Annotated in this window: 26 protein-coding genes; 16 read left to right on the top strand and 10 right to left on the bottom strand. The window is 63.7% G+C overall.

Going from position 1 to position 23642, the window contains the following annotated elements; all coding sequences use genetic code 11:
* The first annotated feature begins 33 nt into the window (after positions 1 to 33).
* From NLY33_RS11225 to NLY33_RS11215, 3 genes are read left to right on the top strand one after another with little or no spacing between them, the layout of a single operon-like run.
* On the top strand, positions 34 to 849 hold the full coding sequence (locus tag NLY33_RS11225; protein WP_023701001.1) for an SDR family oxidoreductase: 816 nt from the start codon (positions 34 to 36) through the stop codon (positions 847 to 849).
* Positions 846 to 1361, top strand: a complete 516-nt coding sequence (locus tag NLY33_RS11220; RefSeq protein WP_280790648.1) for a MaoC family dehydratase — start codon at positions 846 to 848, stop codon at positions 1359 to 1361. The genes NLY33_RS11225 and NLY33_RS11220 overlap by 4 nt, the downstream gene beginning before the upstream one ends.
* Complete coding sequence (locus NLY33_RS11215) at positions 1358 to 2392, top strand: phosphotransferase family protein (RefSeq protein ID WP_023700999.1); 1035 nt, start codon at positions 1358 to 1360, stop codon at positions 2390 to 2392. The genes NLY33_RS11220 and NLY33_RS11215 overlap by 4 nt, the downstream gene beginning before the upstream one ends.
* Before the next feature lie 250 nt (positions 2393 to 2642).
* Here NLY33_RS11215 and NLY33_RS11210 read toward each other — a convergent pair whose 3' ends face one another.
* On the bottom strand, positions 2643 to 3599 hold the full coding sequence (locus tag NLY33_RS11210; protein WP_156932556.1) for a hypothetical protein: 957 nt from the start codon (positions 3597 to 3599) through the stop codon (positions 2643 to 2645).
* Between NLY33_RS11210 and NLY33_RS11205 the strand changes: the two genes are divergently transcribed.
* Both NLY33_RS11205 and NLY33_RS11200 read left to right on the top strand, forming a co-directional pair.
* Positions 3593 to 4237: a TetR/AcrR family transcriptional regulator gene (locus NLY33_RS11205; protein ID WP_023671149.1), complete on the top strand. Its 645-nt coding sequence runs from the start codon at positions 3593 to 3595 to the stop codon at positions 4235 to 4237. The genes NLY33_RS11210 and NLY33_RS11205 overlap by 7 nt on opposite strands.
* Positions 4238 to 4423: 186 nt before the next feature.
* Positions 4424 to 4651: a hypothetical protein gene (locus NLY33_RS11200; protein ID WP_023686456.1), complete on the top strand. Its 228-nt coding sequence runs from the start codon at positions 4424 to 4426 to the stop codon at positions 4649 to 4651.
* A gap of 144 nt (positions 4652 to 4795) precedes the next feature.
* On the opposite strand, the gene NLY33_RS11195 is transcribed toward NLY33_RS11200, so the two are convergent.
* The 6 genes from NLY33_RS11195 to NLY33_RS11170 are packed head-to-tail and all read right to left on the bottom strand — an operon-like array spanning position 4796 to position 10642.
* Complete coding sequence (locus NLY33_RS11195; RefSeq protein WP_023671147.1) at positions 4796 to 5023, bottom strand: hypothetical protein; 228 nt, start codon at positions 5021 to 5023, stop codon at positions 4796 to 4798.
* A gap of 52 nt (positions 5024 to 5075) precedes the next feature.
* On the bottom strand, positions 5076 to 5660 hold the full coding sequence (locus NLY33_RS11190; protein WP_023686457.1) for a sarcosine oxidase subunit gamma: 585 nt from the start codon (positions 5658 to 5660) through the stop codon (positions 5076 to 5078).
* Positions 5653 to 8646, bottom strand: coding sequence for a sarcosine oxidase subunit alpha (locus NLY33_RS11185; protein ID WP_023707595.1), 2994 nt, complete (start codon positions 8644 to 8646; stop codon positions 5653 to 5655). The genes NLY33_RS11190 and NLY33_RS11185 overlap by 8 nt, the downstream gene beginning before the upstream one ends.
* A complete protein-coding gene (locus tag NLY33_RS11180) occupies positions 8643 to 8954 on the bottom strand; it encodes a sarcosine oxidase subunit delta (RefSeq protein ID WP_023683197.1) in 312 nt (103 codons plus the stop codon). Before NLY33_RS11180 ends, NLY33_RS11185 begins: the two co-directional genes overlap by 4 nt.
* Positions 8955 to 8966: 12 nt before the next feature.
* Positions 8967 to 9389, bottom strand: coding sequence for a hypothetical protein (locus NLY33_RS11175; RefSeq protein ID WP_023686459.1), 423 nt, complete (start codon positions 9387 to 9389; stop codon positions 8967 to 8969).
* Positions 9389 to 10642, bottom strand: coding sequence for a sarcosine oxidase subunit beta (locus NLY33_RS11170; protein WP_023704047.1), 1254 nt, complete (start codon positions 10640 to 10642; stop codon positions 9389 to 9391). The genes NLY33_RS11175 and NLY33_RS11170 overlap by 1 nt, the downstream gene beginning before the upstream one ends.
* A 202-nt stretch (positions 10643 to 10844) precedes the next feature.
* Between NLY33_RS11170 and NLY33_RS11165 the strand changes: the two genes are divergently transcribed.
* The 8 genes from NLY33_RS11165 (at position 10845) to NLY33_RS11130 (ending at position 17043) form a co-directional block, all read left to right on the top strand.
* A complete protein-coding gene (locus NLY33_RS11165) occupies positions 10845 to 11213 on the top strand; it encodes a YrdB family protein (protein ID WP_023683195.1) in 369 nt (122 codons plus the stop codon).
* 134 nt (positions 11214 to 11347) lie between these two features.
* Positions 11348 to 12106, top strand: a complete 759-nt coding sequence (locus NLY33_RS11160) for an SDR family oxidoreductase (RefSeq protein WP_023704048.1) — start codon at positions 11348 to 11350, stop codon at positions 12104 to 12106.
* 105 nt (positions 12107 to 12211) lie between these two features.
* Entirely contained in the window at positions 12212 to 12598 is a 387-nt protein-coding gene (locus tag NLY33_RS11155; protein WP_023671139.1) for an SET domain-containing protein, read from the top strand.
* A gap of 176 nt (positions 12599 to 12774) precedes the next feature.
* The gene (gene rpsU, locus NLY33_RS11150; protein WP_023671138.1) at positions 12775 to 13053 is read left to right on the top strand and encodes a 30S ribosomal protein S21; all 279 of its coding nucleotides are present in this window, start codon (positions 12775 to 12777) and stop codon (positions 13051 to 13053) included.
* A 203-nt stretch (positions 13054 to 13256) separates the two neighbouring features.
* Positions 13257 to 14111: a tetratricopeptide repeat protein gene (locus NLY33_RS11145; protein WP_023704049.1), complete on the top strand. Its 855-nt coding sequence runs from the start codon at positions 13257 to 13259 to the stop codon at positions 14109 to 14111.
* Between the two features lie 259 nt (positions 14112 to 14370).
* The gene (locus NLY33_RS11140) at positions 14371 to 14844 is read left to right on the top strand and encodes a DUF992 domain-containing protein (protein ID WP_023671136.1); all 474 of its coding nucleotides are present in this window, start codon (positions 14371 to 14373) and stop codon (positions 14842 to 14844) included.
* An 89-nt stretch (positions 14845 to 14933) separates the two neighbouring features.
* Positions 14934 to 15413, top strand: coding sequence for a DUF992 domain-containing protein (locus NLY33_RS11135; protein WP_023683192.1), 480 nt, complete (start codon positions 14934 to 14936; stop codon positions 15411 to 15413).
* A gap of 193 nt (positions 15414 to 15606) precedes the next feature.
* Positions 15607 to 17043 (top strand): MFS transporter, encoded by a 1437-nt coding sequence (locus tag NLY33_RS11130; protein WP_023704050.1) that lies wholly within the window; start codon positions 15607 to 15609, stop codon positions 17041 to 17043.
* A gap of 120 nt (positions 17044 to 17163) precedes the next feature.
* On the opposite strand, the gene coaBC is transcribed toward NLY33_RS11130, so the two are convergent.
* The 3 genes from coaBC to ubiE form a co-directional block, all read right to left on the bottom strand.
* Positions 17164 to 18630: a bifunctional phosphopantothenoylcysteine decarboxylase/phosphopantothenate--cysteine ligase CoaBC gene (gene coaBC / locus NLY33_RS11125; RefSeq protein WP_023704051.1), complete on the bottom strand. Its 1467-nt coding sequence runs from the start codon at positions 18628 to 18630 to the stop codon at positions 17164 to 17166.
* A gap of 67 nt (positions 18631 to 18697) precedes the next feature.
* Positions 18698 to 20272 (bottom strand): 2-polyprenylphenol 6-hydroxylase, encoded by a 1575-nt coding sequence (gene ubiB, locus NLY33_RS11120; RefSeq protein ID WP_023671132.1) that lies wholly within the window; start codon positions 20270 to 20272, stop codon positions 18698 to 18700.
* Positions 20273 to 20303: 31 nt separating this feature from the next.
* The gene (gene ubiE, locus NLY33_RS11115; protein WP_023683188.1) at positions 20304 to 21080 is read right to left on the bottom strand and encodes a bifunctional demethylmenaquinone methyltransferase/2-methoxy-6-polyprenyl-1,4-benzoquinol methylase UbiE; all 777 of its coding nucleotides are present in this window, start codon (positions 21078 to 21080) and stop codon (positions 20304 to 20306) included.
* 134 nt (positions 21081 to 21214) lie between these two features.
* On the opposite strand from ubiE, the gene NLY33_RS11110 reads away from it, so the two are divergent.
* The 3 genes from NLY33_RS11110 to NLY33_RS11100 all read left to right on the top strand — a co-directional run bounded on the left by NLY33_RS11110 (position 21215) and on the right by NLY33_RS11100 (position 23636).
* Positions 21215 to 22186, top strand: a complete 972-nt coding sequence (locus NLY33_RS11110) for an adenosine deaminase (protein WP_023704052.1) — start codon at positions 21215 to 21217, stop codon at positions 22184 to 22186.
* 128 nt (positions 22187 to 22314) lie between these two features.
* Positions 22315 to 22944 carry a uracil phosphoribosyltransferase gene (upp, locus tag NLY33_RS11105; protein WP_023671129.1) on the top strand — a complete coding sequence of 210 codons (630 nt, stop codon included), beginning with the start codon at positions 22315 to 22317 and terminating at the stop codon, positions 22942 to 22944.
* Between the two features lie 128 nt (positions 22945 to 23072).
* Positions 23073 to 23636, top strand: coding sequence for a TIGR02281 family clan AA aspartic protease (locus NLY33_RS11100; protein WP_023695614.1), 564 nt, complete (start codon positions 23073 to 23075; stop codon positions 23634 to 23636).
* The last annotated feature ends 6 nt before the right edge of the window (positions 23637 to 23642 follow it).

Here is a 23642-nt window from a genome sequence, read left to right as displayed (position 1 = left end):
GTTGCCGGGCGGCAAGGAAGAGGCGGAGGATCGATGAGCTATCTCGACGAGCTGTTCTCAGTGGTCGGCAAGACCGCGCTCGTGACGGGAGCCGCGACCGGCATCGGCCGCATGGTGGCGACCGCTTTGGTCCAAGCCGGCGCCACCGTGATGATCGCTTCGCGCAAGGGCGAGGATTGCATCAAGGTCGCCGCTGAGTTGAACGGGCTCGGCGGCTCCGGCAGTGCCGAAGGCTTCGCCGGTGACGTCTCGAGCGAAGCAGGCATTGCCGCGCTGGTCAGCGAGGTCAAGGCGCGCACCGAGAAGCTGCACATCCTCGTCAACAATGCCGGCATATCCTGGGGCGCCTCGCTGGAGGATTTTCCCTATAGCGGCTGGGCCAAGGTGTTCGCCGTCAACGTCACCGCCGTCTTTCATCTGACGCGCGAATTGCTGCCGCTGCTGGAAGCCGCGGCCAGCGATGCCGATCCGGCCCGCGTCATCAATCTGGGCTCGGTGATGGGCACGCAGCCGCTGGCCGACGACGCCTATTCCTATACCGCGTCCAAGGGCGCCGTTCACCACCTGACGCGCACGCTGGCGATCGAACTCGCGGCGCGGCGCATCACCGTCAACGCCTTCGCGCCCGGTCCCTTCCAGAGCCGGATGACCGCCTTTGCCACGGGCACCGACGAAAAGGCCAGACATGTCGGCAGCCATGTCCCCATCGGCCGTATCGGCGTGGCGGATGACATCGGCGGCGCAACGCTCTATTTGTGCAGCCGTGCCGGTTCCTATGTCACCGGCGCCATCCTGCCGATCGACGGCGGGCAGTCGGTGCAGCATGGGCTGACACTGTTCAAGGAATGAGCCGCGGTCCGCGGCGAGGGGAGGACACCGCAGTGGAACCGATCAGTCTCGATGTGCTTCTGGCCAGCGTCGGCAAGGAAGTCGGCGTCTCGCCATGGCGCGAGGTCACACAGACCATGATCGACCAGTTCGCCGACGCCACCGACGACCACCAGTTCATCCATTGCGACCCCGAGCGGGCCAAAAACGAGACGCCGTTCGGCGGCACCATCGCGCATGGCTTCCTGTCGTTGTCGCTGCTCTCGGCGATGACCTTCGAGACCATGCCGCCGCTGGAAAAGGGCAAGATGGGCGTCAACCACGGTTTCGATTCGCTGCGCTTCCTGGCGCCGGTGAAGACCGGCGCGCGCATCCGCACCCGCTTCGTGCTGGCCGACGTCAAGGTCAGGCCGTCGGGCTGGGTGCAGACGGCGCATGACGTGACCATCGAGATCGAAGGCTCGAAGAAGCCGGCGCTGACGGCGCGCTGGCTGACGCTGACGCTGATCGAGCGTGAGCCGGAGACCGCATGAGCGGCGACGCCAACGCGCTGGACCAGACGGCACTAGCGCCCTATCTCGAGGCGCACATCCCGGGTTTTGCCGGGCTTCATTCCATCGAAAAATTCAAATCCGGCCAGTCGAACCCGACCTATCTGCTGACCGCGGCCAGCGGCCGCTATGTCCTGCGCGCCAAGCCGCCGGGCCAGTTGCTGAAATCGGCGCATCAGGTCGACCGCGAATTCACGGTCATGAAGGCGCTGGCCGGCACCGCCGTGCCGGTGCCGGCGATGCTGCATCTGTCGGCGGAGGCGACGCCGATCGGCCGCATGTTCTACGTCATGGATTTTCTCGACGGCCGCATCTTCTGGGATCCGGCAGTGCCGGAGGCCGCTGGCAACGATGAGCGCGCCGCCCTCTACGATGCCATGAACGCCACCCTGGCCGCCCTGCACGACGTCGATGTCGAGGCGGTCGGGCTCGGCGATTTCGGCAAACCCGGCAATTACTTCGAACGCCAGCTGGCACGCTGGACCAGCCAGTACCGCGCCTCGGAGACCGGCACGGTCGCCGACATGGACCTGCTGATCGCGTGGCTGGAGACGCATATGCCGGCCGATGACGGCCGAAAATCTCTCGTGCATGGCGACTACCGGCTGGACAACATGATCTTCGCGCACAATGAGTCGAAAGTGCTGGCCGTGCTCGACTGGGAACTGTCGACACTCGGCGATCCCTTCGCCGACATCGCCTATCAATGCATGCAATGGCGCCTGCCGCACGCCTCGGGCTTTCGCGGTCTTGGCGGCGTCGACCGCGCCGCCCTCGGCCTTCCTTCCGAGGACGCGTACGTCGCCGCCTATTGCCGGCGGCGCGGGCTGGGCGGCATCGACAATTGGAGCTTCTTCCTCGCCTTCTCCTTCTTCCGCTTGGCGGCCATCTGTCAGGGCGTCTACAAACGGGCGCTCGACGGCAACGCCTCCAATCCCGAAAAGGCCAGGACCTATGGCGAAGCGGTGAAGCTGCTGTCGCACCTTGCCGCCAAGCTGATCGACCGAACCTGAGTAGACAATGAGATAGTGTGGTCGGCGCGATTTGATGACAGATCGGATCAGTTCCGTTCCCCGACCGGGGAGCAAGCCCACACGGAGGCGGTGGCAACCGGCCTGGAAACAGGACGCAAACCGATCACCGTCTGTAGACAGAGCATGATGCCGAAAAGTGTGAAGCGGTTTTCGGACGACATCATGCTCTATCTATTTGATTTAGAGCCGGATTCAGATTCAGGTCAATTCGACCTGAAATCATCCGGCTCTAGCGCGCATCGCTGGAAATGAACTTCATGTGCCGGCTGACTTGCAGGGCGATGTAGACGACCAGCGAGCATCCGATCGGAAACACGATCTCAATGAGGCCGGTGGCGACAGCCTGCGGCAATGCCAGCGCAATGTCCTTGGCTGCGGCGGTCTCGATCGTCAGCGCCGTGATCCCGCCGCCGAACACCGCGCCGGCCAAGGCACCCGCCAGCATGAAATGCAGCGAGCGAGGTTCTTCCTTGGATGCCAGCGAAGCCAGCATCCAGCCCAGCAAGCCATACTCGATCGCCCGCAACATACCGAGCGTAGTGAGCGACAGGATCACGGGCTTTGCCGATACATCAAGCGCGCTCACCATCACCTTTTGCGTACCTTTGGCGATGCCCATGGCCAGCGGCCCCGAGATCATGGCGATCAGGCCGCCAAGCGAGGCTCGCACCTTGGTGATCGCCGTGCCGAGGCTGACGCCGGCGCAGACGAAGAATGACCAGGTCACGCCTTGCGCCAAGTCGATCAGAACCTGGGTTGGCGCCGGGTGCGAACCTGCCGCAAATCCGGCAGTCAGAATAAGCGCTTCCATGGCGAAGCCGATTGCGATCGCCAGCCATGCGACTATCACGACTCGCCTGAGCGCCAGCCTGGCGCCATGAGAAAGTGGATGTGCGCCCGGCAGCCCGGACGAAAGCTCTATCGCAGCCATAGAGGCCCCCCAAAACCGAAATTTCTTGCAGAGCCGCCAGATAGGCTTTGTTTGTAACGGTCCGATGTTGCCTGCGAGCGCCCATGTTACACATGCTGTGACATAGATGCTGGCGAAATAGACCAGAACGGACACGACTATTCGAGAGAAAGCTTGAGGTCGCTTTTTGATGTCCCTGGCAGCGCCCTTGCCCGTTTCCGTACAGCGTATATATTTAGCCATGCACAACCAACCAAAGGCACCGGGTCTTGCCACTGAGCGTCCAGAAACGCCGCGAAAAACAAAAAGCCGAACTGCGTTCCGAATTGCTCGACGCAGCCCACAAGCTCGTCAAGGAAGAAGGCTATGAAGGGCTGACCATCCGCAAGTTGGCCAAGCGGGTCGGCTATGCTCCGATGTCGGTCTATTCCTACTTCGCCGACAAGCAGGACATCCTGTTTGCGCTGGCCGAGGATGCCTTCGAAACACTTGCCCGCCGCATCGAGGAGCATCCTTCCGACGATCCGATCGAGGCCTTGCGTGCGGTGATGACCGAATATGCCGCCTTCGGGCTCGGCAACCCCAACGAATACCGCACCGTGTTCATGACCGAAAAGACCAAGCTGCCGGAAGGCAGAAGCTATGAGGACATGGAAGAGGCCAACCCGGCGATGAAAGCGCTGATATCCAGGGTCGAGGCCTGCGTTGCTGCAGGCAAGCTGCAGGGCGATCCGCGCGCCATCGCCACCATGCTTTGGGCAGTCGGCCACGGCACCATCTCGCTTTTGATCACGTTCCCGTTCTACCCCTTCGGCGATCCACAGGCTTTCGTGACGCGGATGTGCGATTTCACACTCGCCACGCTCAGCACCCAGAATGTGCCGCCGCTGACCGAGACCCCGGTCGACTGCTGAGCATCCCCGCCCCTCCAATTCAACGTCCGGCCTGACAGCTTCGGCTGTGTCAGTGCGACGCAATTTTCGGCATTCAAAAAAATTTGTCGTACGCGTACGTTTTCCGACTTGAAAACCCATCTCGGTGGACGTATGTGTACGTTGTATCGTACATGTACGAAAAGAATTTAACCGATGGAGACTGACATGAACAAGACCCTTCTCGCCCTCGCCACCGTGCTGGCTCTCTCCGGCTCGGCTTTCGCCGCCAACAACACACACTCGACCAAGCAGGCCGCCACCTGCGTCGACACCACGACCAATGCCAAGCTCGATTGCGCCGTGACCGGCTCGGTCGAAAAGTCCGACGTCAAGGCCAAGAGCCCGCGTCTCGGCATCGAGATCAACCCATGGATCGTGCCGAGCACGTTCTAAGTTGATCGAGCTCGACCACCGAACAGCACAACGACTAATTTAAGGGCGGCAGGATAATCCCGGCCGCCCGTTTTTTCCTCAGCGCCCCCATTTTCTCAGCGCAAGCTGGGCTTCTCCGAGTTCAAACCTGGCGTAGCCGAACGGCTATTTCTTGCGCGGTTTGCGACCCGGCACCGTCTTGGCCTTGCCGGGTCTTGCCGGCGCGCCTGGGATGGCGGTCGAGGTGATCGACACCGGATCGCTGGCCGGAAACGTGTCCTCGAGGCCTTCCTCGAGTTCCTCTTCGGCAGTCACCTCGTGATGCTGCTCATGTTCGAGTGAGCGCACGGCGGACGTCTTGCCAGCTGACTTCGGCGGCGCTTTCGACGGCATCGTATGTTCTCCCTGACGAGGGAAGCAGAACGGCTTGACCCGTCAAACGTTCCTACGCCGCCGCGTCGCTGGCTGCTTCCGACAGGAAAGTAAAGACATAGTCCGAGAAGGAACGCCAGCACTCGACCCGGAAAGCGTCGGCTGCCGTGCGCAACAGCAGGATTTCGCACTTGCCGAGAATGGTGCGCGACGCCGCGCCCACCGGAAAAGCCTCGAGCGACAAATCCTGCGGGCAGCCTGCATTGATCGCGGCGGCAGCCGCCGGGCCGGTGACGGCGAAGGCGACGTTGCGGTGCGAGATGCCGACCGCCGAATGCAATGCGGTCACCTTGGCGCAGTCGGCAAGCGGATCCTTGCCGGCTTCGTCGATCACAAACCATTCGTCCGGTCCGAGCCACAGCGCCGTGCGGCCACCCTTGGCCGCCGAGGTCTTCGGCTGCTTCGGCAAGGTCAGGCCGAGCGCCTTCGACAGCGCCGCGACGGAAGCCTCCGGCGCGCGCAGCGACATGCGCTCCGCCGGCGGCAGCACCTCGACCTTGACATCCGTTGCGGAAACGACGCGTCCAGCCAGGGCCGGGCGGCGCTCGACCGACGGCGCTGCAGCTGGGGCCGTCTTCTTTGCAGCAGCCTTAGCCATTGAGGCGCCCTCCCGTCTCGTCGAAGAACACCATGCCGGTAACCTCGACTTCGATCACCCCGTTCGGCATCGGCACATAGAGCGTGTCGCCCATCCGGTCGCGGCCGCCGGCAACCAGCGCCAGCGCGATCGAGCGACCGCAATTTTCCGACCAGTAGCTGGATGTGACGTGACCGATCATCTTCATCGGGATCGCCTGCTTCGGGTCGGCGACGATCTGCGCGCCTTCCTCAAGCACCACTTTCGGGTCCTTGGTCTTCAAGCCGACCAGTTGCTTGCGGCCCTTGGCGACCAGATCGGGCCGCGTCAGGCCGCGGATGCCGACGAAGTCGGTCTTCTTCTTGCCGACCGCCCAGTCGAGCCCGGCATCGTTCGGCGTCACCGTGCCGTCCGTGTCCTGGCCGACGATGATGTAGCCCTTTTCGGCGCGCAGCACGTGCATCGCCTCGGTGCCGTAAGCGGCGGCGCCATGCTTTTGGCCTTCGGCCCACAGCGCTTCCCAGACGGCCTGGCCGTGATCGGCCGGCACGTTGACTTCAAAACCGCGCTCGCCGGTGAACGACATGCGAAACAGCCTGGTCGGCACGCCGCAGATCTTGCCTTCGCGCACCGACATATGCGGCAGCGCCTCGTCCGACATGTCGATGCCTTCGACCAGCGGCGCGATGATGTCGCGCGACTTCGGCCCCTGCACGGCGATGACCGCCCACTGTTCGGTGATCGAGGTCAGCCAGACGTTCAGATGCGGGAACTCGGTCTGGAGATAATCCTCCATGTGGTTCATGACGCGCGGCGCGCCGCCGGTTGTCGTCGTCACATGGAAACGATCCGGCGCCAGTCGGCCGACGACGCCGTCATCATAGATGAAGCCGTCCTCGCGCAGCATGATGCCATAGCGGCAGCGGCCGGGCTCAAGCTTCTCCCATGGATTGGTGTAGAGCAGTTCCATGAACCTGGCCGCATCCGGTCCGACCACTTCGATCTTGCCCAGCGTCGAGGCATCGAACAGGCCGGCATTGCTGCGCACAGCGACGCATTCGCGGTCGACCGCCTTGTGCATGTCCTCGCCGGGTTTGGGGAAATACCAGGCGCGCTTCCACTGGCCGACATCTTCGAACACGGCGCCTTGCGCTTCGGCCCAGGGATGGATCGCGGTCTTGCGTGTCGGGTCGAACAGCGGACCGCGCGAATGGCTGACGATCGCGCCGAAAGTAACAGGCGTATAGGGCGCGCGGAATGTGGTCAGCCCGACCTCGGGGATCGGCTTGCCAAGCGTCTCGGCGGCAATCGCCAGGCCGTGCATGTTGGACGTCTTGCCCTGGTCGGTCGCCATGCCGTTGGTGGTGAAGCGCTTGACGTGCTCGATCGAGCGCATGCCTTCATGCACCGCCTGGCGGATGTCCTTGGCGGTGACGTCGTTCTGGAAATCGACGAAGGCCTTGACCGTCTTGTCCGGCCCGGCGCCGGGCGCCGCGCCCAGCATGCCGCGCGACCAGCTTTCCGACGCGTCGACCTTCGGCTTTACGCCCTTGGCCACTTTGCCGCCCGCATCCTTCGCCGCCTTGGCGCCGGCCGCATAGGCCTCATCGATCGACGCCGAGAGCCCATCCGTACCGTTGCAGGCGCCGACCGAAACGCAGTCCTGCGCATAGATGCCCGGCACGAAGCGCTTGGTCTCGTCATTGAAGGCGACCTTGCCGCGCGACTGCGAGAACAGATGCACCGACGGCGTCCAGCCGGCCGACATCAGGATGGCGTCGACCGGAATGGTGCGCTCGCCGCCCCCATTCTTCGGCTGCACCGTCATCGAGGTCACGCGCAACTTGCCGCCGGCGCGGATCACCGCGCGGCCGAAATTGACCTCGATCCCGAGCGCCCTCGCCTCGTCGATCACAGGTCCGGTCGGATGGTCGCGCAGGTCGACGATCGCCGCCACGTTGACGCCGGCCTTCTTCAGGTCGATAGCGGTGGAGTAGGCCGAGTCATTTGCGGTGTAGACGCCGACATTTTTGCCGACCGCGACACCGTACTGGTTGAGATAAGTCCGCGCCGCCGAGGCCAGCATGATGCCGGGCCGGTCATTGTCGGCAAACACCATATGGCGTTCGATGGCGCCGGTCGCCAGCACCACGCGCTTGGCGCGTACCTGCCATAGGCGCTCGCGCGGCAAATCGTGGCCGGGGTTTTGCAGATGGTCGCTGACCCGCTCGACCAGGCCGACGAAGTTCTGCGCGTAGTAGCCGAACGCCGTCGTCCGCGACAAAACTCGGACATTGTCCATGGCGGTGAGCTTGGCCACCGCGCCTTGCGCCCAGGCATAACCGTCCTGGCCGTCGATCTTCGCCCCGCTCTCGAAGCGCAGGCTGCCGCCGAAGCTGGCCTGTTCATCGGCGAGGATGACACGCGAGCCGGTTTCGGCAGCGGCGAGCGCTGCCGCAATGCCGGCCGCACCGCCGCCTAGCACCAGTACGTCGCAATGCGCATAGCGCGACGAATAATGGTCGGGATCTGGCTTGTCAGGCGAAACGCCGAGGCCGGCCGCGGCGCGGATCTTCGGCTCGTAGAGGCTCTTCCAGGCCGCCTTCGGCCACATGAAGGTCTTGTAGTAGAAACCGGCCGAAAACAGCGGCGATGCAATGTCGTTGACCGCGCCGACGTCGAAGGCGAGCGACGGCCAGCGGTTTTGCGAGTTGGCGACGAGCCCGTCATAGAGCTCCTGCACCGTGGCGCGGATGTTGGGCGCCTTGCGTGCCGCGTCGCGCTTGACCTCGACCAGCGCGTTGGGCTCTTCCGCTCCGGCCGACAGGAAGCCGCGCGGACGGTGATACTTGAACGAACGTCCCACCAGATGCACGCCATTGGCAAGCAGCGCCGAGGCCAGCGTGTCGCCTTCGATGCCGGTGTAAGACTGGCCGTCGAAAGAGAACCGCGCGGTCTTGGCCTGGCTGAGACGGCCGGCGCTCGGAATGCGGAACGCGCCGCTCATTTGGAAGCCATTTCGTTGGAGTTTTTGGGCAGCTTGGACGGTTTCGGCTCGCCGGCTTTGTAAGTCATGACGAACTTGTCGGTGACGGTGTCGCGCACCGCGTTGAAGAAACGCGCGCAGCCATGGATGTGGCGCCAGCGCTCATAGATGATGCCCTTGGGGTTCGAGCGGATGAAGAAGAACTTTTCGAAGTCGTCGTCGCTCTCGCCCGCCATGTTGGCCGAACGCGCAATATGCGCCTCGCCGGCGTTACGGAACTCGAGCTCCGGGCGCTCTTCCTCGCAATAGGGGCAGCGGATGAGAAGCATTATCGTTCGTTCCTACAATTCGCCGTGGCCGACATGCGCGCCGGCCGGTTGGTTGCAAAGCCTCTGGCCCATCGCCGCAAAAGGCGCGACGAGCCGAATGCGCTCCTCTACACTTGCGGCGGGGCGAAACAGCTCGCGATACGCCATGTTGCCGATCGTGAGCTGAAACGGATCGGTCGTTACGATGACGCTGCGCGCATCGAATGTGTCGTCCTCGCCGAGATCGGAGGGCCTGTTCTCCATGAAGATGACCACCTTCTGGCCACCGCTCCACACGCATGCCAGAATGCCGGCGTCGATCGAAAACGGCCAATTGGCTTCGTTGCCGGCGCGGCTGATCGGCTGCGTCCGCACCTCGTCCGGTGACGGAAAATGGAACAGGTCCTGCTCCCCCGCCAGCACCAGCGGCACCGCTACAGCCAGTTCCACCATCATCAGTGCGCCACCGCCGCCGCTGCTGCCTCGTCGATGAGGCGCCCGGTGCGGAAGCGCTCGATGGTGAAGGGCGCGTTGATCGGATGCGGATCGTCCTTGGCAATCGTGTGGGCAAAGACATGGCCTGAGCCGGGCGTTGCCTTGAAGCCGCCCGTGCCCCAGCCGCAATTGACATAGAGGCCTGATACCGGCGTCTTGGCCAGGATCGGCGAACGGTCGGGCGTCACGTCGACGATGCCGCCCCACGAGCGCAGCATCTTCATGCGGGTGAAGATCGGGAACATCTCGCAGATGGCGTCCAGCGTATGCTGCAAAATGTGCAGGCCGCCGGTCTGCGAATAGGAGACATACTGGTCGGTACCGGCGCCGATCACCAGTTCGCCCTTGTCGGACTGCGAGATGTAGGCGTGCACCGTGTTCGACATCACCACGCAAGGCACCACCGGCTTAACCGGCTCCGACACCAGCGCCTGCAGCGGATAGCTTTCCAGCGGCATGCGCACGCCGGCCATGTTCATGATCACCGAGGAATGGCCTGCAGCCACCACACCGACCTTCTTGGCGCCGATGAAGCCGCGCGTCGTGTCGACGCCCATGGCCGCGCCATTGGCCGCCCGCTTGACGCCGGTGACCTCGCAATTCTGGATGATGTGCACGCCGCGCGCCGAAGCGCCGCGCGCATAGCCCCAGGCCACCGCATCGTGACGCGCCGTGCCGCCTCGCCGCTGCAAGGCGGCGCCGACAACGGGATAGCGCGCCTGCCTGGAAATGTTGAGCGGCGGGCAGAATTCCTTCGCCTGCTCGGGCGTCAGCCATTCATTGTCGATGCCGTTGAGACGGTTGGCATGGACATGGCGCTTCAGCACCTGGATGTCGTGCACATTGTGCGCCAGCATCATGACGCCGCGCGCCGAATACATGACGTTGTAGTTGAGTTCCTGGGAGAGCCCATCCCACAGCTTCAGCGCATGGTCGTAAATGCCGGCGCTCTCGTCATAGAGATAGTTGGAGCGGATGATGGTGGTGTTGCGCCCGGTGTTGCCGCCGCCTAGCCAGCCCTTTTCCAGCACCGCGACATTGGTGATGCCGTGCACGGTGGCGAGATAGTAAGCGGTGGCCAGGCCATGACCGCCGGCGCCGACGATGATGACGTCATATTCCTTCTTCGGTTCCGGCGAGGACCATTGTTCCTCCCAGCCCTTGTGGCCGCGCATGGCCTCGCGGGCGATGGCGAATACCGAATATTTTTTCAACGTTCCAGCCTCGCAAATGGCGGTGGGGTATTTTACGCAGCCCCGGCGCGCGAGGTGTATCACTAGCGAAACGGCGCTTCCACCCTTGCGCTGTTTGCGACGGCGCTTGCCGTTTTGCGCCGCGGTGGAAAAGACCTGCCCGGGCTGGCAGGCATGGCTGCGTTCGGACACACTGGCGATCGCGAGACTCTGGAGGACGTATATGGGCAACGCCTGGTGGAATCTGACCTTGCGTTTCCTGCTGGAACTTGCCGCCTTGCTTGGCCTCGGCTTTGCCGGCTGGAGCCTCTCCGGCGGATGGTGGCGCTGGGTCCTCGCCTTGGCCTTGCCGTTCATTGCAGCTGCGCTGTGGGGAACCTTCGCGGTGCGCGGCGATCCGAGCCGGTCCGGACGCGCGCCGGTTCCTGTACCAGGCGCAGTCAGGCTGGTGCTTGAACTGGCCATCCTGTTTGGCGGTGCAGCCGGATTCTATGCCGCCGGTCACACGACTACGGGCGTTGTCATCACGCTGCTCATCGCCATCAGCTACGCATTTTCGCTCGATCGCCTCGGCTGGCTGCTGAAGCAATAGTCCGGCGCGCGGCGCTTGTGCCGCTGCGAAGCCATTCAGCAAGTCGAGCACGTATCGGGTGGCTAGCACCGTCTCGAACTGCGATCAACATCCCGGTTGCCGGCACAGCCGGCGCGATGAAAGGATGTAAGAAAATGTTCGCACTCGCCAATAAAGCCGCCATCGTCACCGGCGCCAGTTCCGGCATCGGCCGCGCCACCGCAAAACTCTTCGCCGAAGAAGGCGCCAGGGTCGTCATCGCCGCCCGCCGCCAGGCCGAACTCGATGCGCTGGTCGTCGAAATCGAGGACGCCGACGGCACGGCAGTCGCGCTTGCCGGCGATGTCCGCGACGAAGCCTATGCAAAAGCCCTCGTCGATCTCGCCGTCGAAAAATTCGGCGGGCTCGATATCGCCTTCAACAATGTCGGCTCCGTCGGAACGATGGGTCCGATTTCGGAACTGTCGCTGGACGGATGGCGCGAGACGCTCGACGCCAATCTGACCAGCGCCTTTCTCGGCGCGAAATACCAGGTGCCGGCGATGGTCGAACGCGGCGGCGGATCGCTGATCTTCACCTCGACCTTCGTCGGTCACACAGTCGGCATGCCGGGCATGACCAGCTATGCCGCGAGCAAGGCCGGACTGATCGGCCTGACGCAGGTGCTGGCCGCCGAATACGGCCCCAGGGGCGTGCGGGTCAACGCGCTGATGCCGGGTGGCACCGACACGCCGTCGGCAACATTCAAGACGCCGGAATCACGCGCTTTCGTGGAAAACCTGCATGCCTTGAAACGTGTCGCTGTGCCTGAAGAGATCGCCCGCGCTGCGCTCTTCCTGGCATCGGATGCGTCGAGCTTCACCACAGGATCGGCGCTGTTTGCCGATGGCGGCGTCTCGATCACCCGGACGTGAAGCATTTCGCGGGTCATCGCCCGCGCCGATCAGCCATAGAACCCGAAACCGGACTTGCTTTTTCCACGCGATTTGGCGATTCGCTTTCGGGTGAGGAGGACGGACATGCTGCTGATCAGGACCTATGTCGCCCAGAGCGCAATCGAAGGCGTCGGCGTGTTCGCCGCCGAGCCGATCAGGAAGGGCGCCTCGATCTGGCGGCTCGATCCGGATTTCGACCGGCTGATCCCGATGGACAAATACGAGGCGGCGCCGCCGCACCTCAAGGAATTGCTCGACCGCTATGCCTATCCGAGCCCCGACCGTCCCGGCTTCATGGTCTATGAAGTCGATAATGGCCGCTTCATGAACCACGCCGAGCGGCCGAACACGGATTTTTCGCAATATGGCGGCGCCACCGCCACTCGAGATATATCAGCCGGCGAGGAAATTACCTGCGATTACGGCGAATTCTTCGAGGATTTCGCACGGCTCCATCTGGCCAGCGCCTAGTTGGCGCCCTATCTCGGGGCTGCCGTGGCAAATTGGCGGTTGTCCTTCATTTCCAGTGTGGACAGCGCGGCCTGATTCTGCTATCAGCCGCCACAATTCGTGGTGTAAAGCGCCGCGGAGGCATGTGGCTATGGTCACTTGCCTGTTGATATCAAACCCGAAAGACAGGATTGCCCGTGCAGGTACTCGTCCGCGACAATAACGTTGATCAGGCGCTTCGCGCTCTCAAGAAGAAGATGCAGCGCGAAGGCATTTTCCGCGAAATGAAGATGCGCGGCCATTACGAGAAGCCTTCCGAGAAGCGCGCCCGTGAAAAGGCCGAAGCCGTTCGCCGCGCCCGCAAGCTGGCCCGCAAGCGCGCCCAGCGCGAAGGCCTGCTGCCGATGACGCCGCGCCCGGTTGCTGCCGGCGCCGCCGGTGGTCCTGGTGGTGCTCCGCGTCCGCCGCGGTTCTGACGCCAATTTTTCGTCCTTTTCGAAGGATACTCTGAGGTGGCGCGATGCGGAATCGCCGCCACCTTTTTGTTTGGAGCGCCGCCATTCTGTTGGAGGCCGTTCCCTTGAACGCGCAAACGGCGTTCTAGATTTTGTTACGAGAATCTGTGACCCGGCCCGGAGGGGGACCTGGACGGCGAGGCTGAAGTGAGGACAGGGCAGACATGAACGCAATCGGCGTAGAGCGCAGAACCACAATGCGCGGTTTGGCCCTGGCGGCAGCCCTGATGTCCGGCCTGGTGCTTGCCAGTTGCCAGAGCGTTCCGACCGGCGAATTCAACAACATTGACAAGGCGCAAGGCTCGAGCGAGAACATCTCCTCGCTGTCGGCGGTGATCCAGCGCAATCCGCAGGATCCGGAAGGCTACAATGTGCGCGGCTCGGCCTATGGCCGTGGCGGCCAGTATCAGGCGGCGCTGAAGGATTTCGACACCGCCATCCAGCTCAACCCGAATTTCTACCAGGCCTATTCGAACCGGGCGCTGATCCAGCGCTTCCTCGGCAACCAGGCGGCCGCCCTTGCCGACTACAACCGCTCAATCCAGATCAATGCAAATTATGACGCCGCCTATATCGGCCGCGGCAACCTTTATCGCAAGGCAGGCCAGACCCAGCAGGCCTTCAACGATTTCCAGAAGGCGATCCAGCTTGATACGACGGATGCGCGCGCGTACCACAATCGCGGCCTGATCTATCAGAGCCAGGGCCAGCACAAGTTTGCCATCGAGGATTTCTCGACCGCCATCTCGCTGGCGCCGGACGCCGCCGAACCCTACAACGGCCGCGGCCTCTCCTATCTCGCCATGAATGACGAGGACAACGCCTTCTCCGACTTCAACATGGCCATCAAACTCGACGGCAAGAACGCCGAAGCCTGGTCCAACCAGGCGCTGATCTACGAGCGCCGCGGCGACAAGGTCAAGGCCTCGAAAGCCTACCGCGAAGCCGTCCATCTCGACCCGGCCTACCAGCCGGCCAAGGACGGCCTGTCGCGCACATCGGGCGCCACCGCCGGCTGAGATGCGGCCGGCGCGCCGCCATCGGCGGCCTTTTATAACAACGTTCCATTCCTGATGCAGTGCGCCGCGTGAGCGGTTTCTCCCCGGGAAAGCGCAGAGCCCGTCCCCTAGGGATTGCGTATCCAGAAAACCCCACTATCACCCAATCTTAACCACCGGGGGCAAAGCGTTAACCCCTGCCTTGATCGCGCCAAGTTTTCAGCGGAACGCTCCGGGCCATTCAACCGTTGTTGAAGGCATTTTTCGAAAGGACTGACCCATGATCAAGAAAATCATCTGTGCCGCGGCACTTGCCACGACGCTGCTTGCCGTTCCCGCCAGCGCCGGCAAGCTTCAGCTCGGCACGCTCGATTGCACCATCGACGGCGGCGTCGGTTACGTCATCACGTCGAACAAGGGCGTCGACTGCACGTTCCGTCCTTATCACCATGGGCCGTCCGAGAAATACACGGGGATGATCTCCAAGCTCGGCGTCGATCTCGGCCAGACGCATCAGGGCCAGCTGGTGTGGGCGGTTCTGGCCGCCACCCGCGGCCATGACGAGGGCGACCTTGCCGGCCATTATTACGGCGTCAACGCCGAGGCGAGCGTGGTAACCGGCGGCGGCGCCAATCTGCTGGTCGGCGGGCTCGACGGCGCCTTTGTGCTGGAGCCGCTCAGCGTCCAGGCGCAGACCGGCGTCAATGTAGCGGTCGCCGTGACCTCCCTGGAGCTGATCCACTCGTTCAAGTAAGCATCGGCAAATAAGGATCGACTGATCCCTCTACGCGCGGCGCGGAACAGGTTACTGTTTCGCGCCGTATGCTTTTTGGGGGATCCGCCGTGCTGAAACCAGCCATCGCCGCCGCTATCACCATCATCTGTACCGCCCAGGCCCAAGCGCAAGACCAGGGCATCGAACTCGGCGTGCTCGATTGCGCCATCGGCGGCGGCACCGGCTTCATCTTCGGCTCCAGCAAGGATCTGAGCTGCACCTTCACGCCGGCCGACAAGAGCTTTTCGCCGGAAGCCTATTTCGGCGCCGTCAACAAATACGGGCTCGACATCGGCACCACCAAGCAGACCGTCATGCAATGGCTGGTGCTGACGCCGCTGAGGAACATCTATGCGCCCGGCGCGTTGGCCGGCGACTATATCGGGGCCAGCGCCGAAGTGACGGCGGCGGTCGGCGCCGGCGCCAATCTCCTGGTCGGCGGCTCCTCGCAGGCCTTCACCCTGCAGCCGCTCAGCCTGCAGACGCAGACCGGTATCAACATTGCCATCGGCGTCAGCCAGTTTCAGCTGCGCAGCATTGAGAACTGACCGGCGCATCAAGCGGAGAGGTTTCCGGCCAATCTTGACCGTCTGCACTTCGATAAAAAGCCACTTGAGCTCAACTGCGCTTGAGGTTTTACAACTCGCCTGACTGAAACAGCGCGCATGGCCCCGCCGGAAAGCCCGACTGGCTTCTGGCGCCCTGCGCCGGCATCGAGATATGCAAAGGCAGGGTAAAAGAATGACTGAAATCACCAGCAACAAGGTCGACTGGCGGGCATTGTGGGCAAGCGGCGACCTCGCGCGCTTCTGCTTCATCAGCCTCGGCATCCTGCTGCACGCCACCAACGAGACGATGGTGGCGACGGTCATGCCGGCCATGGTCGGGGACCTCGCCGGTGTGCAGTTCGTCGGCTGGTCGCTGGCCGTCTACGAGCTCGGCGCCATTGTCGCCGGCGCTGCGGCCGGGCGGCTGGTCAGCTATGTCGCTCTACGCTCCAACGTCACGGTCGCCGCCCTGCTCTATGCCGTAGGCGCCCTGATCTGCGCCACCGCGCCGTCCATGCCGGTGTTTCTTGGCGGCCGTCTGGTCGAGGGGCTCGGCGGCGGTGCGCTGGTGTCGCTGGCCTTCGTCTCGGTCGAGCGGCTGTTTAACCGCAACATCTGGCCACAGCTGTTCGGCATAATGTCGGCGATCTGGGGCGTCGCCGCCTTCAGCGGCCCGATGCTCGGCGCGATCATGGTCGAGCTCCTGTCCTGGCGCTGGGCCTTCGGCGTCTTCGTGCTGGGTGGCATTGCCATGGCATCGGCAAGCTTCATCGTCCTGAACACGCCGGAAGCGGCGAAGCCGCAGGCCGCCGCCGGCACATCGCCGCCCTTCCCCTATGCAGCACTTGGCTGCCTCGCCATCGCCGTCGTGCTGATCGCCACCGCAGGCGTCGACGTCGCCTTGCTGCGCTCGTCGCTGCTGCTGGCCCTCGGCCTCGCCGGCCTGGCGCTGTTCGTTTTCGTCGACGCCATGAAGCCGCAATCGCGACTGTTCCCGTCGGGCCTGTTCTCATGGCGCTCGCCGGTCGGCAGCGGCATGAGCATGGTTGCCGCCTTCTCGGTGGCGACAGTCTCTTTTTCCATCTACGGGCCGCTTCTGCTTACCACGCTGCACGGCATCCCGATCCTGACCACAGGCTACATCATCGCCGCCGAATCGATCGCCTGGTCGATCCTGTCGATCGCCGTCGCCAATGCGCCGCTGCAGCGCGAACGGCAGATCCTCGTCATCGGCGCGCTGATGATTGCAGCCGGCCTCGCGGGTTTCGCCTATGCCATCCCCGCCGGCTCGATCCCGCTGATCCTGCTCTGCGCTTTGTTGCAAGGCGGTGGCTTCGGCGTGTCATGGCCCTTCCTGACCCGCATCATCGTCGCCTCGGCCCGCGGCGGCGAGCAGACGATCGCCTCGGCCGCCGTGCCGACCATGCAGCGCATCGGCTACGCCGTGGGCGCCGCCATGGCCGGCATCATCGCCAATGCCAGCGGCTTTTCGGACGGACTGAACCGCGAGGCAGCAGCGCACGTCGCCGGCTGGCTGTACCTGGCCTTCGTGCCGCTCGGCATTGTCGGTTGCCTGGCGGCGTTGAAGATGGCTTTGGAGGCACGCCGGCCGCAACTGGCGCCAGGCTGAGGGCACGGCCGATCGAGAATTTGGCGACAGCATTCCGCCGGCGCTGTCGGCGTCAAATGCCCTCGGCCACAAGGCTGCCTGCAAGACCATGGCCTGCCCGATTGCGGAACCGGCGGCCGCTCAGGCTTGCAAACGCTCGGCGATGAACGCGGCGAGCCGCGCCGCCACCTCGTCCTTGCCCATCTCAGGCCATTCCTCGACACCGTCCTTCGAGACGATGCGCACCTTGTTGCGGTCGCCGCCCATGACGCCGGTGGGGCCGACGCCGCTTTCACGCGAGACATCGTTGGCGACAATGAAATCGGCGCCCTTCTTCTTCAGCTTGGCCTCGGCGTTGGCAATCAGGTCCTGCGTCTCGGCGGCGAAGCCGACAACCAGCCCCGGCCGTTGCCCGTGATGACCAACACTGGCGAGAATGTCGGGGTTTTCGATCATCTGCAGCGCCGGTGGGCCTTGGCCCGCCACCTTCTTGATCTTCTCGCCGGCCGTGCCAGCGGTGCGCCAGTCGGCGACGGCAGCTACGAAGACCGCAGCGTCCGCCGGCAACAATTGCTCGACGGCCGCTTTCATCTCGGCCGCGGTCTCCACATGCGTCGTCACAACGCCGGCCGGATCGGCAATGCTGACCGGACCGGAGACCAGGCGTACATCCGCGCCCAGTCTTGCCAGCGCTGCCGCAATCGCATGGCCCTGCTTGCCCGAAGAGCGGTTGGCGATGTAGCGCACCGGGTCGATCGGCTCATGCGTCGGCCCCGAGGTGACGATGATCCTGCGGCCGGCCAGCGGCTTCGGCCTGCTGTCGAGCAGTGCCTCGATCACTGCCACGATCTCCAGCGGCTCGGCCATGCGGCCCTCGCCCGCCTCGTTGCTTTCCGCCATCTCGCCCTTGGCCGGGCCGACGAAGGCGATGCCATCCTTGGCGAGCGTCGCCCGGTTGCGGCGCGTCGCGGCATGCGACCACATTTTCGGGTTCATCGCCGGCGCCATCAGCACCTTCTTGTCGGTGGCGAGCAGCACCGTCGAGGCCAGATCGTTGGCATGGCCGTTGGCGAGCTTGGCCATCAGATCGGCAGTGGCCGGCGCCACTACCAGAAGGTCGGCCTCGCGCGACAGGCGGATATGGCCGACATCGTGCTCGTCATTGCGGTCGAACAATTCGCTGAAGACATGGTCGGCCGAAAGCGCGCCGACCGAAAGCGTGGTGACGAACTCCTGCGCCGCCGATGTCATCACGACGCGCACCGCCGCACCGCGCTCGCGCAGCCGGCGGATCAGGTCCAGCGCCTTGTAGGCGGCGATGCCGCCGCCGATGATCAGCAGGATGCGCTTGCGGTCGAGGGTTTTGTGCGTTTTTGTGGATTGACCTCGCTCGGGCAGATCGATGTCAAAACCTCCATGAGGCTCAACCAAGCGGCGGATTGTTGCATAGAGGGTTTCGCTCTCGGGCATGCCGGCTTCCGCCGACAGCACGCTTTTGGCAAGCGCATCACGCGCCTCTTCCTCCATCGACACCCCGCGCGCCGCAGCGCGCTCACGCAATTTCTGCTTCACGTCGTCAGCTAGATTGCGGACAGTAATGGTGCCCATGACTTGCTCCGCGACATCAATAGCGCGACTGCAACGCTAGCACCACCGTTGCTAGCGTTGCAAGCGATCAGAGCAGCTTCCACGCGATGTAAACCAGCGTCAGCGCGATCACCCACAGCGCCAGCCGGCCCGAGCGGGTGTAACGGGCTTCGGCCTTGCCGATGGCGCGCGATGTCGCCTCGTCGAAGCGGAGGCCGTGCTCCGCCATAAAATCGATCTCGCGCGACAGCCGCTCGGTGCGGGCGGCAAGATCGGGCGCCTGGCGGGCCAGCGCCAGCAGCGCCTTGGCGCCGTCGCGCGCGTCCATCAGCAGGCCGCTCGGCCCGAGATTGCCGGCGATCCACTGGCCGACCACCGGCTCGGCCGTCTTCCACATGTTGAAGGCCGGGTCGAGCGTGCGTGCGACGCCTTCGACCACCACCATGGTCTTCTGCAACAGGATCAGTTCCGACCGCGTGGCCATATCGAACAGTTCGGTGACCTCGAACAGCAGCGTCAGAAGCTTCGCCATCGAGATGGTTTCAGCCGGCTGGCCATGGATCGGCTCGCCGATGGCCCGGATCGCCTGCGCAAAAGCCGCGACATTGTGCTGGCGCGGCACGTAGCCGGCCTCGAAATGCACCTCGGCGACGCGCAGATAGTCGCGCGTGATGAAGCCGTAGAGGATTTCGGCGAGGAACCGGCGCTCCTTCTTGCCCAGCCGTCCGGCAATGCCGAGATCGACGGCGACGATATTGCCATTGGCCTCGACGAACAGATTGCCTGGATGCATGTCGGCATGGAAGAAGCCGTCCCGCAGCGTGTGACGCAGGAACGACTGGATCAGGTTGGTGGCGATCGCCTTCAGATCGTGCCCCGCCGCAGCGAGGCCGGCGATGTCGTTCATCTTGACGCCGTCGACCCATTCCATGGTCAGCACATCGCGCCCGGTGCGCTCCCAGTCGACCGACGGCACGCGGAAGCCCGGATCGTCCTTGGTGTTTTCGCCCAGTTCCGAAAGTGCGGCCGCCTCGAGGCGAAGATCCATCTCGATCTTGGTGGTCTGCGCCAGCGTCTCGGTCACCTCGACCGGCCGCAGCCGGCGCGACGACGGGATGTATTTCTCCTGCAGCCGGGCGGCGAGGAAATAGCTTTCGAGATCCTGGAAGAAGCGGCGGCGCACGCCAGGCCGGATCACCTTCACCGCCACCTTGGTATCGACACCGTCATGCATGGCCTGCGCGGGATGGACCTGGGCGATGGAGGCCGCCGCGACCGGCCCGCCGAACTGCGTATAGAGTTCGCCGATCTTGCGCCCGAGCGAGCCCTCGATCGCCGCCACCGCTTCCGCCTGCGAAAAAGTGTGCATCTTGTCCTGCAGCATGGCGAGGTCGAGCGCCATGTCGTTGCCGACGACATCAGGCCGCGTCGCCAGGAACTGGCCGAGCTTGACGTAGGAGGGTCCGAGCCGGACCACCGCCTTGGCCAGCCGGTCGCTGCGCTCATAAGCGAGTGCGCGGCGGCGGGTGAAGAGCCGGGCCATGCGCCAGCCGAATTTCGGCAGGCCGCCGAGTTCGTCGCCCGGCAATGCTGCGATCACGCCTTCGCGAACCAGCACCCAGCCGGCCCGTGCGAGCCGAAAGGCGGCGCCGACGCTGCTCATCGCCTACCCTGCTGCTGCAAACTGTGGTGCCTCAAAGCTTCCAGCCCGAATGCAGGGCGGCAATGCCGCCGGAATAGTTGCGGAACGACACGCGCTCGAAGCCCGCGCGGGTGATCATGGCAACAAAGTTCTGCTGATTGGGAAATTTGCGGATCGATTCGACCAGGTAGGAATAGGGTTCGCCCTCGCCCGTCACCATCTTGCCGATCTGCGGAATGACGTTGAACGACCAGGCTTCGTAGACCTTGTCCAGCAGCGGCATCTCGACCTCGGAAAACTCCAGGCACAGGAACCGTCCGCCGGGCTTCAGCACGCGAAAGGCTTCCGTCAGCGCGACATCGATGCGCGGCACGTTGCGGATGCCGAATGCGATGGTGTAGGCGTCAAAGGTGCTATCGGTGAAAGGCAGTTCCTCGGCATTGGCCTCGACGAAATCGGTGTTGCCGGACAGGCCCTTTTTCTCCGCGCGGTCACGGCCGACGCTGAGCATCGAGCCGTTGATGTCGAGCACCGTGGCATGCGTGTTGCCATGGCTGGCGTCGACAATGCGGAAGGCGATGTCGCCGGTGCCGCCCGCCACGTCAAGCACTTTCCAGCCCGGACGTTTCGGCGGATTGAGCCATGTCACCATGGCATCCTTCCACAGCCGGTGCAGCCCGGCCGACATCAGGTCGTTCATCAGGTCGTAGCGGTTCGCCACCTTGTGGAAAACCTCATTGACCAGAGGCTGCTTGTCGCCTGGCCCTACCTTCTTGAAACCATAGGAGGTTTCCATGCCGCCCGCGGCCGTGGTTCTCTCAACTGACATTATTTTGATCCGTCATAAAACCGGCGGGACCATAGCCGATCGATGGTGCGGGCGCTATTGTTTAAGGCGCGGTGTTCGGCCGCGCTTCCAGGTGGTGGGCTTTACGGCCTGGACTGATGAGACGGGATAACTGCATGCCTTTGAAAGCAGAACTGCACTGCCACATCGAGGGGGCAGCGGCGCCCGAACTCGTCATCCGTCAGGCGCAGAAATACGGCAAGGACACCTCGCTTTATATCCAGAACGGCTCCTTCGTCTGGCATGATTTCACCTCGTTCCTGGCGGCTTATGATTTTTCCGCCGACCTGTTCCGCACCGAGGAGGATTATGCCCGCCTCGCCGACCATTATCTGACCAGCCTTGCCCGCGACGGCGCCATCTATTCCGAGGTCTTCACCTCGCCCGACCATGCCGTCAGGGCCGGCCTGTCGCCCAAGGCCTATACCGATGCGCTCGGCGAAGGCATGCTGCGCGCCAAAGCCAAGACCGGCATCGAGGGCCGCATGATCGTCACCGGCGTACGCCATGTCGGCGTCGAGTCGATCGAGCAGGCGGCGCGCTTTGCGGCGCGCTGCGGAAATCCGCTGGTCACCGGCTTCGGCGTCGCCGGCGACGAGCGCATGGGCGAGATGGAGGATTATGTAAGGGCCTTCGAGATCGCCCGCGAAGCCGGCCTTGGCATCACCATCCATGCCGGCGAGTTGACCGGGTGGGAGACGGTGCAGGCCGCACTCGACCACATCCGCCCCTCGCGCATCGGCCATGGCGTGCGCGCCATCGAAAATCCCGACCTGGTGCGCCGCATCGCCGATGAGGGCATCGTGCTCGAATGCTGCCCCGGCTCCAACATCGCGCTCAAAGTCTACGACAGTTTCGCCGATCACCCTTTGCCTGCCCTGCAGGCGGCCGGCTGCAAGGTGACGCTGAACTCCGACGACCCACCCTATTTCTGGACCTCGCTGAAGCGCGAATACGACATCGCCGCCGAGCATTTCTCCATGAATGAAAAAGCTTTGACCGCCGTCACCAGGACGGCGATCGAAGCGGCTTTCGTCGACAGGAAGACGAAAAGCGCGCTGCTTGCCCGGCTCGATGCGAAGAGGTGACTGGTGATTGGTGATTGGTGATTGGTTTGCCGGCGGTTCGGCCTGTCAACGGCAATGATCGATCCATCGGGACTCGCAAACCTGCTCACTATTCACTATTCACTATTCACCATTCACTGGAGCAACCCATGCAGGGCGTCACCGTCGTCGACCACCCGCTTGTCCAGCACAAGCTGACCATCATGCGCAAGAAGGAGACGTCGACCGCCGGCTTCCGGCGGCTGCTGCGCGAGATCTCGCTGCTGCTCGGCTACGAGGTCACCCGCAACCTCGAACTGACGACGACGACCATCGAAACCCCGATGGAAACCATGGAAGCGCCGACGCTGGAAGGCAAGAAGCTGGTCTTCGCCTCGGTGCTGCGCGCCGGCAATGGCCTGCTCGAAGGCCTGCTCGACCTGGTCCCGGCGGCCCGCGTCGCGCATGTCGGCCTCTACCGCGATCACGAAACGCTGGAGGCGGTGGAATATTTCTTCAAGGCGCCGAGCGATCTCGCCGACCGGCTGGTGATCGTCGTCGATCCGATGCTGGCGACCGCGAACTCGGCCATCGCGGCCATCGACAAGCTGAAGGAGCGCGGAGCCACCAACATCCGTTTCCTTTGCCTGCTGGCGGCGCCAGAAGGCATCGAGCGCTTCACCAAGGCGCATCCGGATGTCCCGGTCTTTACCGCTTCCATCGACCGCCAGCTCAACGAGAAGGGCTACATCATGCCCGGCCTCGGCGATGCCGGCGACCGCATGTACGGAACCAAATGACGGCGGCTGGCAAGGCCAGCTGACATCCAGTCGTTTACCGCCCGTTTACGCAAAGCCGCGGTTTCGGGTTGGCGTTAAAGCGGCACACACCATACGTGGCAAGAATGGGCCTTCACGAAGGTCCATTCATGCTGCGCAAGCTTGTCATTCTGGGCGTGTTCGCCGGAACGTCGGCATCGATCCCGATCGTCTATCAGTCGAATCCGCAGATTCTCGACAACCTGTTGAAGTCGACCGTCGCCGGCAAGCCGTCCGCGCAGCCTCAGCCCGAACTGAACATGGCCTCGGTTCCCGGCAAGCCGGCCGCACCGCTGCCCACTGGGCGCAAAGTATTGGTGGCGGCTGACGAGCGCGGCCATTTCACCTCCGCCTTCAAGCTCAACGGCCGCCAGGTCGACGGCATGATCGACACCGGCGCCACTTTGGTCGCCATCAACACCTCGACGGCGCGCCGCATCGGCATCTCGCTCAACCCGTCGGACTTCAACCAGCAGGTCAACACCGCCAATGGCGCGATCAGGGCCGCCGTGGTCAACATCGATCGCCTGCAGATCGGCAAGATCAGCGTCGACAACGTCCAGGCGGTAGTGCTCGACGACAAGGCTCTGCGCACCAACCTCATTGGCATGAGCTTTTTGCAGCGGCTGGCAAAATACCAGGTCGAAAACGGCACACTGTTACTGGTGCAGTAGCGCGTT

Source organism: Mesorhizobium sp. C432A (assembly GCF_030323145.1).
GTDB lineage: Bacteria > Pseudomonadota > Alphaproteobacteria > Rhizobiales > Rhizobiaceae > Mesorhizobium.
The sequence above is the reverse complement of the archived record's forward strand: the minus strand, read 5'-3'. Positions and strand labels throughout refer to the sequence as shown.